This window comes from Photobacterium sp. 2_MG-2023 (genome assembly GCF_030547675.1).
GTDB classification, from domain to species: Bacteria; Pseudomonadota; Gammaproteobacteria; order Enterobacterales; family Vibrionaceae; genus Photobacterium; species Photobacterium arenosum.
In genome coordinates, this window is the sequence record NZ_JAUOQQ010000005.1 from 197,408 (window position 1) to 209,634 (window position 12,227).

11 protein-coding genes are annotated in these 12,227 nt (G+C 52.4%); 2 read left to right on the forward strand and 9 right to left on the reverse strand.

Annotation, left to right across the window (positions count from 1 at the left end; genetic code table 11):
• Positions 1-333: 333 nt before the first annotated feature.
• From Q4491_RS06490 to Q4491_RS06510, 5 genes are all read right to left on the reverse strand, one after another.
• Positions 334-1,038, reverse strand: coding sequence for a hypothetical protein (locus tag Q4491_RS06490; protein ID WP_303455802.1), 705 nt, complete (start codon positions 1,036-1,038; stop codon positions 334-336).
• A 9-nt stretch (positions 1,039-1,047) separates the two neighbouring features.
• Positions 1,048-2,052 carry a 5'/3'-nucleotidase SurE gene (locus Q4491_RS06495; RefSeq protein WP_303455804.1) on the reverse strand — a complete coding sequence of 335 codons (1,005 nt, stop codon included), beginning with the start codon at positions 2,050-2,052 and terminating at the stop codon, positions 1,048-1,050.
• Between the two features lie 146 nt (positions 2,053-2,198).
• Positions 2,199-3,350 carry a hypothetical protein gene (locus Q4491_RS06500; RefSeq protein ID WP_303455805.1) on the reverse strand — a complete coding sequence of 384 codons (1,152 nt, stop codon included), beginning with the start codon at positions 3,348-3,350 and terminating at the stop codon, positions 2,199-2,201.
• Between the two features lie 23 nt (positions 3,351-3,373).
• Complete coding sequence (locus Q4491_RS06505) at positions 3,374-4,252, reverse strand: hypothetical protein (RefSeq protein WP_303455807.1); 879 nt, start codon at positions 4,250-4,252, stop codon at positions 3,374-3,376.
• 68 nt (positions 4,253-4,320) lie between these two features.
• On the reverse strand, positions 4,321-4,800 hold the full coding sequence (locus Q4491_RS06510) for an SCP2 sterol-binding domain-containing protein (protein ID WP_330872725.1): 480 nt from the start codon (positions 4,798-4,800) through the stop codon (positions 4,321-4,323).
• 208 nt (positions 4,801-5,008) lie between these two features.
• Between Q4491_RS06510 and Q4491_RS06515 the strand changes: the two genes are divergently transcribed.
• Positions 5,009-6,016 carry a peptidase U32 family protein gene (locus tag Q4491_RS06515; RefSeq protein WP_237793847.1) on the forward strand — a complete coding sequence of 336 codons (1,008 nt, stop codon included), beginning with the start codon at positions 5,009-5,011 and terminating at the stop codon, positions 6,014-6,016.
• A 12-nt stretch (positions 6,017-6,028) separates the two neighbouring features.
• A complete protein-coding gene (locus Q4491_RS06520; protein ID WP_218383345.1) occupies positions 6,029-6,910 on the forward strand; it encodes a U32 family peptidase in 882 nt (293 codons plus the stop codon).
• A 51-nt stretch (positions 6,911-6,961) separates the two neighbouring features.
• Here the strand turns inward: Q4491_RS06520 and Q4491_RS06525 are convergent, their stop codons facing one another.
• The 4 genes from Q4491_RS06525 to pabB all read right to left on the reverse strand — a co-directional run bounded on the left by Q4491_RS06525 (position 6,962) and on the right by pabB (position 12,112).
• Complete coding sequence (locus Q4491_RS06525) at positions 6,962-7,519, reverse strand: isochorismatase family protein (protein ID WP_303455811.1); 558 nt, start codon at positions 7,517-7,519, stop codon at positions 6,962-6,964.
• A gap of 117 nt (positions 7,520-7,636) precedes the next feature.
• Positions 7,637-9,184: an MFS transporter gene (locus Q4491_RS06530; RefSeq protein ID WP_192015606.1), complete on the reverse strand. Its 1,548-nt coding sequence runs from the start codon at positions 9,182-9,184 to the stop codon at positions 7,637-7,639.
• Positions 9,168-10,070, reverse strand: a complete 903-nt coding sequence (locus Q4491_RS06535; protein ID WP_303455813.1) for a prephenate dehydrogenase dimerization domain-containing protein — start codon at positions 10,068-10,070, stop codon at positions 9,168-9,170. Before Q4491_RS06535 ends, Q4491_RS06530 begins: the two co-directional genes overlap by 17 nt.
• Entirely contained in the window at positions 10,067-12,112 is a 2,046-nt protein-coding gene (gene pabB, locus Q4491_RS06540; RefSeq protein ID WP_303455815.1) for an aminodeoxychorismate synthase component I, read from the reverse strand. The genes Q4491_RS06535 and pabB overlap by 4 nt, the downstream gene beginning before the upstream one ends.
• Positions 12,113-12,227: the final 115 nt, after the last annotated feature.

Here is a 12,227-nt window from a genome sequence, read left to right on the forward strand (position 1 = left end):
GTTATCGAATTAAGTCAGCCCAGGCGAGGTAGGTTAAAACGCAGCGCCCGGTATGTCAGTTGAGTCTTGCCCGGAACAAGCCGGGTGATGGCTGATTAACCTGTGGTTACATCCTGGCCTCTGTTTGCTCTTCTGTGCCGTAACAGGCAGTAGGGAATGACTTGGGTATATGATGGCGGAATTATACGCAAAGTCTGCGCAAAGAAACAGTCACTCGCCACTCAAGCTGCTTCCGATGCGCGAACCAGACAAAATAACTGAACGAATATCGGCGACAAAACGGGCAAAACCCTCCTGCCGCCGCGGGTTCGACACTAGCTGAACCGTCTGTTTCTAACCGGCAATCTTTACCCATACCTGGGGAAAGCCCGGGTGTTCGGTCTGCAGATTAATGCTGTACAGCACATCGTTATCGACCACAGTGTCAGCATAAGCCCGGGACAGCGGTAACTGACAGCCGTTGTTGCCTGCCACTGTCATCACCCGGACAGTTTCCAGCGAAGCCGATGCCGAAAAGCGCGCACCAGACTCACAGTGCAGACCGGCAATACTGGCATTGCCCTGTTCATCCAAACTCAGCGTGTAAAGCTGTCCGTCCCAGACCGCCTGGTACTGGCCTGCCACAAAGCCAGCGTGTTGAGCAGACGAATCGGCGGCCAGGCGAGTTGTGCCTTCAGGGGTGCCACACACGAAGGCATTTTGTTGTGCCTGACACTGATACTGTAATTCGGCAAAATAATAGCCAGTTTGCCCCTGCTCACCCGTTGGTTTTTCCGCCAGAAATGAGCTTTGGTGCTCCCTGTCATCCCACAAGGTCAGTAACGGCAGCCGACCGCTTTCAGCGATGAGCTGCACCTCAACCAGATTGCCGGCGGTATCTTGAGCCACAGCGCGATACACCCCGCTCAGCGCAGCCTGGCCGGTATCTGTAGCGCCACTCTCTTTACCACTGTCTGCGCTGCTGTCCTTGTCTGAGCCATTACACCCCGCCAGAAAAAGCCCCAGCATCAGGCACAGAAGACGTGAATAGTTTCTCATAGCAGCCTCCTAGTTCAGACCCAGCAAACGCTGCTCAGTCAGTGACACCTTGGCTCGCGCCGCCTGGACATTACCGTCTATGGTACTGATTGTGATATAGCTCGCCTTCACCGCATTGCCTTCCGAGTTGGCGTTGGTATCTCCGGCATCCCCCATGCTGAACGACAGCCCTTGCTTACCCTGCATCGCCGTCTGCGCGGTGGCCTTGGCAGTGGCCTGATCCATGCCGCCCGCCATCAGTTTTTGCACCATATAGCCAATCAGCACCGCATCGCCTGACAGATCGTCGCTGAACTTGAACTCAATACCGCCGCCGTTCCAGCCAACATCGGTAAACTTATAGCCCAGATTATTGGCCATCTCTTCCGGGGTATTGATATTCAGGCCGGTGTAAGCCGGTAACAAGGGTGAACCGGATGGGCGGCTGCTGGCCAGCTTAGCCACCACCTCGACCACGGTATGCGCCACCCGCTCAGACTGATCGGCATCGTGTGCGGTATTTTCATTGGCACTGACCGCTATCGCCGGGATCCCGCGGCTCAGTGCAATCATGGTTGCCCCCAGAGTGCCTGAGTTGTTATTCATGAAGCCCAGGTTGTTCCCCTCGTTGGGGCCGGAGATCACCAGATCTGGTGCCTGACCCCAGAGACGCTGCGCGGCCACATCGATACCGTACAAAACCGCCATAACAGGCGTGCCTTCGGCGTAATCAGCAAACGCCACGCTGGTGTCTGTGTCACCGACGCAGAATTCCTGCTGTGCCGCTTTTGTTTCATCCACACTGACAGGTTTCAGGAAGGTCATCGCACCACCTTTACCGCTTTGTCCGGTACAGGGGGCAGACATGATCACACTATGCCCGGCGTCAATCAGGGCCGATTTCATGATCTGAATATTTTGCGTATCCCAGCTGTCGTCGTTGGTCAGCACAATATTCAGGGCCATCACTGGCGCACTGATCACAGTGGCAGATAGCAGGCTGGCGGTCAGCATTTTTTCCATGGTGCGTTTCATCGTTATTCCTATTGTAAGTTCAACACATTCTCCCTGTCCCGGGAGGCTGCGCTTACTGTTGCGAAATAAGATGACGGCTCTGTGACATCGGCGGCGATGGCAGAATTGGAGATATCTTTAAAATTTTAGCCAGCATTTTCAATGCTTTATACATCCTGCTTTGACAGGCTGATTTTTTCTGGCGATATCTTCAAACGGTATTCGGTCTGGGGATTGTCGCCCGGTTTCCGGCTTTCAAAGAGACAATCCTCCGCGACTTCCTCACCTGTGGCAGCTGACAGTGCTTCCTTGATTTTGCTGCGGTTCTGATCGAGGGATTTGGCTTTCAGTCCGGCCTGTTCCAGCTCGCGAATAGCCCGTCCATGGCCGCCATAGTGATACATCAGCTCAAGCAGAGACTGCGCCAGCACCGGGTCCGGTTTATTGGAAGGCGGATTTCTGACCCATCCGCCGTCTGTCTCTTCGCGCCGCTTGCCGGCATACCATAATAAGTACAACGCCGGGGTGACGGACAAGGCCAAGGGTATGCCAGCCAGTGTCACCTGAACTTTGCCGCCGGTCAGATCAAAGTGCAGCTCTGGGGGCTGGCTGGCACGCGCCAGCAAAGACACCACACATTGCTGCGGCGAACTGAATATTGCCCGGTTTGTGCTGATAAGCGCCCGCAAAATCGCCGGGTTGACCTGGCGGTTAGGATAAGTCTGCCGGAAATGGAGCACGCCCGCTTTGACTGCCGAGCGTTTCAACAAGCCGTCCTGCTGGCCTGCGGCCGCACTTGGCTGTAAGAAAAGCGCCATCAGCACTCTGTCTTCTGCTTTAAGCGGCTGGCCGATGAGGTGCCAGCCTGCCACAGTGAGCAATGCCAGCCCCAGACTGAGGCTCAGCCAGGGCAGCCAACTTATCCGGCAATCAATGTCCAGCCAGGTTTGCTGCGCCCCCTGCGCAGCGATCAGCCAGGTCATGGTCCAGGGTAACCAGCGGCTGTTTTCTGCCGATATCTGCTCCCCCTGAGCTCCAAACCGGTAAATATGGCTGTGACATTGCTGGATCTGAGACGACAGCCTGTTGCCCGATACGGCATCCAGCTCGCCTTCCAGCCGCCGGATCAGAATAACTTCCAGTGCTTCAGGTAACTGGTAATCCGCACTGTCCTGCCAGGCCTCAGCCATCACAGGCTGCACTCTGTCAGAGATGATCTGCAGATATTCCTGATAGCGGCCGAATGAAGATACCAGCGCAATGGCCAGGGCGTAGAACACCACCAGCCACATCAGAGGCAAACAGTGAATTCGTTTCATGGGTAATAACCTGAGTAGCAGCTTTATCGCAAAGACGACAACCCGTCTTTAATGGCGATTAAGGATTGAGGTGAAGATACGCGAGAGCTGGCATACCAGGCACCGGAGTATACCTGGCTGGCGATCATGACTTTGGACAGCACTGCAGAAGATTGCGACAGCGTGCTGAAACTCGTGTCCGCAACGACATCAACCTGACCGGCCAGCAATGCCTCAGCCAAGGCTTGCCGCGACGGGTAAAAAGCAATGTGCACCGAATCCGCCGCCAGTTGCAGGCTGTTCAGCTGATTCATGGGTAGCTGATAACCGGAAAGACTGAACGGATCATCCAGCAGCCCCAGAGTCAGCTGGGTAAAATCGTCTTTAGTGCCCCGAAAATCTGCCGATCTGGCGTACCAGTAAACATCATAGCTGGGTAAGATCAGCACTGGCTGATAGTAATCCAGATAGCTCGGACTCATGCCGTTCAGCACATAATCCCGCCCCCACATGACATCGTAAAACTGACTGTAAATCTGCGCCGGAACGAACTCGCTGCGCGATTGCCAGAACACGCTGACACCAGCATACGCGCTCTGAATGGCAGGTTGCGAACACAGTTTTTTCAGTATCGGCAGTGCCAGCTGGTGTACCGGAGTAAAGACCCGCAGCGGTTCGGTTGCGCTCGTCCGCCTCTGGGCTGCGCCAATATCACGACAAGACACCTGATTGTATGCTGACATCGTCGCGACCGGCGACGCCGGACTGAGACTCCAGACCAACAGCAAGAGCACAGCCAGCACCACGGCTGACTGCGCCCCCAAATACAATAATTTTCCCCGCCATTGCTGCTCAATGAACGAGTGAAGCTTTCCCACCCATTGAGCCGTGAATAGCCGGGTTTGACGCTTTACTGCATCCATGCCTGTTCATACCCGCATCCCTTTGCTGCAAGCAGCATAAACAGCCACTGTGATATTTGTATGACAGCCTATTCAGTGCCGTACAATGTTGCTGCTTTGGTCAGCAGCCAGTGTAACGACTTAGGCAAGCGCTCCGGTTCAAGGCTGTCCAGCAGATTCTTTACCGCCAGACCGAGCTCAGTATCTCCCGCCATCATTAACCGGCGCTGGAAGAAAAGCGTATCAGGATCCACCTTACGGGCGGCTATACGTAACAAGTCCTGGCTGCTGGCTTTCATCAGCGCATTTGGTGCCGGAACAGAGGGTAAGACCACCAGCCTTCCGGAATTCAGTGTGAGGGTGAACGACCAATCCAGATCTTCTATCGTGATCGTCACCGTCTGATCGGCCAGAAAATCCAGTTCACCGTCGGATAGCGCCTCTTTGAACACCACAGCCAGCGCCTGTTCTATCAGTCTCTTATGGACAAAAAACGGTGTCAGCCTGCAATGGTATTTCAACAACTGCGGTGCCAGTTCAGGTAAGCCCGGCAAAGTCTGCAAATACACTGTGAATCCCTCTTCCATCATTGTGATGGCATCAGCTTACGGGAAATCAAGACGGCACTTACTGCGATACATCAATAACCCGGACAAGCGCAGTTCACCCCAAAGGGGTATAGCGTTTAAAAACGAGAAAAAACCTGCGTGATATCAAGATCGTCTCCCGCCAGCTTTTTATGATGTCCCCTTCTTTCGACACTCAAGGAGCCCAGGTATGGAGCTGCTCTGTCCGGCCGGCAATTTACCCGCACTCAAGACCGCCATCGATAATGGCGCCGATGCGGTCTACATCGGCTTCAAAGATGACACCAATGCCCGCCATTTTACCGGCCTGAACTTTGACGGCCGACGACTCGAACAAGCCGCAGATTATGTCCGCCAGCACAACCGGAAACTGCATGTTGCCCTCAATACCTTTGCCCATCCCGACGGTTTCAGCCGCTGGCAGCAGGCTGTCGATAAAGCCGCCGCACTGGGCGTCGATGCCCTGATTGTGGCTGATATCGCGGTCCTGGACTATGCCGCCCGCCGCTATCCTGAGCTGGAACTGCACCTGTCGGTTCAGGCCTCGGCTACCAACACAGAAGCCATTGCGTTTTACCGTACTCACTTCAACGTAAAGCGGGTCGTACTGCCTCGCGTGCTGTCTATCCACCAGGTAAAACAGCTTGCCCGCCATAGCGAGGTCGAGCTTGAAGTCTTTGCTTTTGGCAGTTTGTGCATCATGGCTGAAGGCCGGTGTTATTTATCCTCTTATCTGACCGGTGAGTCGCCAAACACAGCCGGAGCCTGCTCTCCGGCTAAATTTGTCCGCTGGCAGGAAACCGGGGACGGACTGGAATCACGTCTGAACGGTATTTTGATTGACCGTTACCGTCAGGATGAGAAAGCCGGCTATCCCACCTTATGCAAAGGACGATTTGATACGCAAGTAAACGGACTGAACCAGCGAGGACATGTTCTGGAGGCGCCGACCAGCCTCAATACCCTCAGTCTGCTTCCTGAGCTGTTCAGGACAGGAGTTGCCTCGGTCAAAATTGAAGGCAGACAACGCAGCCAGGCTTATGTCGAGCAAGTGACCCGAACCTGGCGGCAGGCGATCGACAGTTACCAGGCCAATCCCGATGCCTATCAGGTTCAGCAGCAATGGGACAACACGCTCAGTCGTCTGTCGGAAGGGGCACAAACCACACTGGGCGCTTACCAGCGACAATGGCAATAACAGGAGAGAAACATGAAATATTCATTGGGGCCGCTGCTCTACTTCTGGCCTAAAACGGATGTTGACTCTTTCTATCACGCCGCCCGGCGCAGTGACGCCGATATTGTGTATCTGGGCGAAACCGTTTGTGCGAAGCGGCGGCTGATGAAGCCCGCCGACTGGCTAGTACTGGCCCGGGAACTGGCAGCCGCAGGCAAAGAGGTGGTACTTTCCACACAAGCTTTGCTGGAAGCGCCCAGTGAGATCAATGTCATGAAAAAGTACATTGATAACGGCGAATTCAGTATAGAAGCGAATGATGTCTCCGCCATCCATCTCGCCCATCAGCAAAACGTCCCCTTTGTGGTTGGCCCTGCAGTCAATTGTTATAACGCGCAGACCTTACAGCTTTTTGTCAGACAAGGCATGACACGCTGGTGCATGCCGGTAGAGCTGTCACGGGACTGGCTGAATAACATTCTGCACGACTGTGCTGCAATGGGCATTCGTCACCGGTTTGAAACGGAAGTGTTCAGTTATGGCTATCTGCCGCTGGCCTATTCCGCCCGTTGCTTTACGGCCAGAGCGGAAGGCAAAGCCAAAGACGACTGTCAGACCTGCTGCATTCATTACCCGCAAGGCCTGGCCGCAAACAGTCAGGAAGGCCAGCGACTGTTCACCCTGAATGGTATTCAGACGCAATCCGGCTACTGTTATAACCTGATCAAGGATCTCGCAAGCATGGACGGACTGGTGGATGTGGTACGCATCAGCCCGATGGCAGAGGATATTCTGGCCACGCTCAGTGCATTCAAACAGGCCGAATTAACAGGAACCACCTGCCCGGTGACGGATCACATCCACTGTAACGGTTACTGGCACCGCCTTGCAGGACTGGACATCCAACCCAGCTAGAGTAGTTAATAACTTAGGACTGTCTGGCCTGTGCCCTACGGCCTTGATGCGCTAGCGTGTGTCCAGCAGGGCCAGCAGTTCCTCGCAGGTTCCTGTCTCGCCCAGACGGGGGAAAATGCGTTCCAGCGAATTATGGTGGGCATACACATTCACATCTGTCATGGCATCGGTACATAAGGAGACATTCAGCCCGAGTTCATACGCCTGACGGGCGGTTGATTCCACACCGATACTGGTTGCGATACCGACCACCACAACCTGGGTTACGGACAAGGCGCCGAGTGTTTCTTCCAGGCCAGTATGGCTGAACGCGCCCCAGCATCGCTTAGTGATACAGATATCATTCGCCAGCGGCGTCATTGCCGGTACCAGTTCCGCCCAGTCGCTGGCAGGTGTGCCTCCGGCACGGGGCTGCTCTGTACGTCCGGGGGCACTGCCAGCCACATTCACCAGTACAACCGGTAACTGATGGCAGCGAAACGCCTCTGCCAGCCGGGCGGCATGTTTCACGACGACTCCTGCATCATGCGCCAGGGGAAGCCCCACGATGCCTTTTTGCAGATCAATCACAATCAATGCAGTGCGACTATCCAACTGTGTAAGCGGCATATCACCACTCCTTAAAATTTTACTTACCGATACACTATAGTGTCGAAAACGTCAGCGATGCTGAATAAGTCATTCAAAACAAAAAACGGCCCTTTAAAAAGGGCCGCGTTTCTGCTCTCAGTCTTGCATTTCAGTCGCCAAATCGGCACTCTCCGAGCTCGGTAGCTTCAGGTATTTAAGTACAACCAACACCACAGCCAGCACAGTCACCGCAACGCCCAGGCTGACCAGCTGTACACTTTGCGTAAAAGCAATCGACGCAGACTCGAGCAGAGAATCTGCCCACTCACTGTTCAACGTCTGGCTCACTGCGTATGCCCCGGGTAAGGTTTCTTTTGCCTGCATAGCCACAGACACATCAATACCTGCAGGTGCCACAAAATTCGCACGATATAACCAGGCTACCGCGCCACCAATAAGGGTAGTACCTAACACCACACCGGCTTCATAAGCTGTTTCACTTACGGAAGAGGCACTGCCGGCACTGTCTGGCGGAACCGAAGACAGAACCAGGTCATTGGTCACAGTCGTAATAGCTGCCACCCCAATATTCAATAATGCAAACGCGACTGCAATTGTCAGCATCGAAATATCAAACAGAGCGAAAACCATAAACGCTACGCCGGCTAATACCAGACAAAACGCAATCACCCGGTTGGGTGCGATACGCTGTACAACCGGGACAACAGCCATCCCAGCGACAATCGCTAACACCTGCCCCGGTACTAGATTCAGGCTGGCCACTAACGGGGAGCTGCCTAGTACAATTTGCATCAGCTGTGTTGCAAGGTAGATAAATCCGATAAGCAGTCCCAGGCTGACCAGATTCACCGCAATTGACACTGAAAATGCCGGGATGGTGAACAACTTGAGATCCAGCAAGGGATCTTTTAATGCCAATTGCCGGCGTACAAACAGCACACCAAACACCAGACCGCAGATAAAAGTCGAGATAGCCAATGCATCTATGCCTTCCGTCGCACCATGTTTCAGCGCAAACATCAGGCTCACCATAGCCACCAGACTTAAAGTAATGCTCCAGTAGTCAATGCTGAATGCAGGTTGCTTCTCCGATTCAGGAAGACAGAAAGGTGCAAAAAGTATGACTGGTGCTAAAAATGGCAATGCAACTAAGAATACAGATTGCCAATCGTAATACTGCAGCAACACACCGCCCACCAAAGGACCCAGCGCCGAGCCAATTGTCAGGCACGTTGCCCAAACGGCCACAGCTATGCGTCTTTCTTCTCTGTCTTCAAACGCCGAACGAATCAAAGCCAAGGTGGCAGGTAAAATCATCGCCCCGAAGAAACCCAGCACCGCTCGACCAGCAATCAGATGCCAGGCCTGCTGAGAAAACACGACAACCAGAGATACAGCGGCAAAACCGCTACAGCCGATAAACAGCATTTTCCTGTGGCCGAGTCGATCACCGGCTCCCCCCATAGTGACCAGCAGTCCGGCCAGGACAATGGAATAAGCATCAATAATCCACAATTGCTGAGCCGCGGAAGGGCTCAGTGCAGACGCGATACGCGGTAATGAAAAGTTCAGAATGGTGTTATCGATAGTCACCAAAAGTACTGGCAGCATAATGACAAACAGTGCCAGTGCTTTTGAGCGATCTTTCAAAATAGCAACCAGTGGATTAGCGGCTGAGCTCATCTTGTCCTCCCGTGTTAAGAGTCATTAATGTCTGAAAAATACACTCTGCCTCTTTCTCAGATTGAGGCAGTATTTCCTTTAAATGTTGTTTGGAATCATCCAACTGAGAGACAAAAGCCGAAAAATCATTGCTTTCTACCTGCGTATTTAATATTGAGAGTGAAGCCATCAGCTTGTCGCGCTGCTTACTGGCAGCTTGGTTATAGGCTTGGATATCCCAGTAGGTTTCAGGCTCATTGGCGAGGATCCTGGCCGCCAAGCTTAATAATGTTTTCATGGGAGGCGGAGCGATTTGGTAGATAACCTTGATATCACAGCCTTCGTCAACTAAGGCTGTCAGGAAGGACAGAATTGCAGCATGCGGCAACGCCTGACAAAGCGCCATGTTGTTATCATGATCGCTTGGATTCATCTGCGAGACATCCATTCCCTGTCTGGCGAGCAGTGCCGACATCATGGCTCCCGCTTGGCTCTGAACCTGTTCGCAAACGATGACCGGACGTCCGTGACAAGCCAGTTTGGGTGAAAACATGGGATTCACCCCGACAACACTGACGGACGGCAGGCAATCTGCCGCGATCTGATGGAATGGCACCTGTACCGAGCAGGTATTAACGACGACATCCACAGACGTCAATAACGGTGCGTAAACCGCCAAAGACGCTGCAGCTACCGATTCAGGCAGAGCAAAAACCACACCAGAAGCCGCTTTTATCTTTTCTGTCAGTGCGGGATCAAGATGCCGTACATCGCAGATAACATGATCCACCTTGTATGCGGGCGCAACTTGATCAGCCACAGTAACCGAATAGCCTTCAGACTCAAGAAGTGTTGCCATGAATTGTCCAACGACACCCGCACCACCGAATATTACATATTGGCTCAATGTTTTGTCTCCGTGCTTGCTGTTAAGGAATAAAACGGCACACTGGCTTTCACTAAGGTTTCTTCCATCTCTTCAACGGGAGAAGAAGCAGAAACGATTGCCCCGCCAATGCCAAATTCTGCCATCCCCTCTTTCACCACTGCGGTTCGAATAACAATGCTTAAATTCGTGCATCCATTCATCCCAACCCAACCCAGGCTTCCGGCGTAGATTCCCCGGGCGGAAGATTCCAGACCATCGATAATATCCATAGTGCGCCGCTTGGGTGCTCCGGTCATTGATCCGCCCGGAAAACACGCTTTAATTGCACTAAACGTTCCGATATTGGGTTTGAGCTGCCCTTCAATCGTTGATACCAGTTGGTGGACCGAACTGTAGGTTTCAATATCAAAAGCTTTGGGTACATGTACCGTCCCGGGGGTACAGATACTATTCAGATCATGCCTGACCAAATCAATGATCATCAGATTCTCTGCCCGATCCTTTTCAGAGCAAGCCAGCTCGTGCTTCAAGACCTCATCCTGTGCCTCCGTCTTTCCTCTGGGGCGGGTGCCCTTAATTGGCTTGGATGTCACTGTACGATTCGAATCAATTTGCAAAAATGTTTCAGGTGAAGCGCTTAAGATCGCAAAATCGGGCGTTTTCATATAAGCCCCATAAGGTACGGGGCTTGCCGAACGCATCTTCATATAGGCGGAAAGCTCGTCTTCGCTAAATGGCAGACGCGCCCGGTTTGTCAGGCATATTTCATAAGATTCGCCGTCCCGGATTTCTTTCAGACAACGATGAATTTTATCGATATACACTTCCGCACTGTCTTCCAGCTCCAGCGACTGCTCAGGCACTGGTCCAGGCTGAAACGATGACGCACCTTGCTGAGGGCTCTGTTGTGCGGCTTCCAGAGAAAACGTCATCGGCTCCCCCCATAGATGGCAGAGGTAAGCAGTTTGCTCTTGATGATCAAAAATCAGTAAATTCTGAGGTAAAAAAAACAGCGCATCGGGTGTGGAAGAACGGTGGTTATTGTTACTGCCCATCAGGGCTTTCAGTTCATAGCCCAAATAACCAACCAGCCCGCAACCATAGGGCATCAGTGCCTCAGTTTCTGAATCTGGTTTCAGAAAGGCTACAATGCGATCCATCAGCTCAAAATAATCCCCCTGGATATCACTGTCCCCGCAGGGGCCACTCAGATGTAATGTACGTGTACTGACCTCATAGCGAAACACAATGGCTTCATCGGGCTGTCCACTGCCCATTAAAGAATACCTGGCAGACCGCGCATCAGCCATTTCACTATCGAGCCAAAATGCAGATGTTTTGCCCGAAAAGTAACGCGAAAAAATGTCAGAGACACTCATCGTCATTTTCAGGGGCTCATAGTTTACTCCCAATGAAAATGTACCCGCCGCTTCTTTGATAACACGATGTATTTCATTGTCGGCATCAGAATCGCAACCAGCCGGTTCACCGCGATTAATCATGTTAATGAAATTACCAATCAGAGTGTGTCCATACTCTGATTCAATCGACTCCGGATGGAACTGGACTCCCCATATCGGTTTTTCGCGATGCGCAATGCCCATGATTAACCCGTCTGCTGTGCGGGCCGTAACGTCAAGGCAATCGGGAACCTCCGTACATATCAGGGAGTGATAGCGGACCACATTAAACGACTGGGGGATGCCAGAAAACAAGCCTTCGCCATTATGAATAATCTGGCTTTTATAGCCATGAACCGGTGATGGCGCATGGGAGACATGGCCGCCAAATCTGGTATTTATCCCTTGATGTCCCAGGCAAATACCCAAAATTGGAATGCTGCATTTATCAATGACTTCACCGCATACGCCAAAATCTTCGTCACAGGCAGGGTGCCCCGGGCCAGGTGAAAGAATTACACCCGAAAAAAAATCAATATTCAATGAAGCGTATGATGCAGAGTTCGGTACTACCGTCGGCATGATCCCTGTCAGTTCAAAAACATACTGAGAAATATTATTCGTAAAGGAATCGTAATTATCAATGATCAGAATATTCATGGTTCACTTCTCTTTGACTTCTGACAAGGCTTTTATTAGGTTCATCTCGGATCTCCGGGGAAGACTGATCGTATTTTCAGAAAGAAATAACCAGTATCTCGATAGCCATAAGCCA

Excerpts from the sequence above, each read along its gene's own strand:
- Q4491_RS06490 (WP_303455802.1), bottom strand. The coding sequence starts at position 1,038 with ATGAGAAACTATTCACGTCTTCTGTGCCTGATGCTGGGGCTTTTTCTG.
- Q4491_RS06495 (WP_303455804.1), bottom strand. The coding sequence starts at position 2,052 with ATGAAACGCACCATGGAAAAAATGCTGACCGCCAGCCTGCTATCTGCC.
- Q4491_RS06500 (WP_303455805.1), bottom strand. The coding sequence starts at position 3,350 with ATGAAACGAATTCACTGTTTGCCTCTGATGTGGCTGGTGGTGTTCTAC.
- Q4491_RS06505 (WP_303455807.1), bottom strand. The coding sequence starts at position 4,252 with ATGGATGCAGTAAAGCGTCAAACCCGGCTATTCACGGCTCAATGGGTG.
- Q4491_RS06515 (WP_237793847.1), top strand. The coding sequence starts at position 5,009 with ATGGAGCTGCTCTGTCCGGCCGGCAATTTACCCGCACTCAAGACCGCC.
- Q4491_RS06520 (WP_218383345.1), top strand. The coding sequence starts at position 6,029 with ATGAAATATTCATTGGGGCCGCTGCTCTACTTCTGGCCTAAAACGGAT.
- Q4491_RS06525 (WP_303455811.1), bottom strand. The coding sequence starts at position 7,519 with ATGCCGCTTACACAGTTGGATAGTCGCACTGCATTGATTGTGATTGAT.
- Q4491_RS06530 (WP_192015606.1), bottom strand. The coding sequence starts at position 9,184 with ATGAGCTCAGCCGCTAATCCACTGGTTGCTATTTTGAAAGATCGCTCA.
- pabB (WP_303455815.1), bottom strand. The coding sequence starts at position 12,112 with ATGAATATTCTGATCATTGATAATTACGATTCCTTTACGAATAATATT.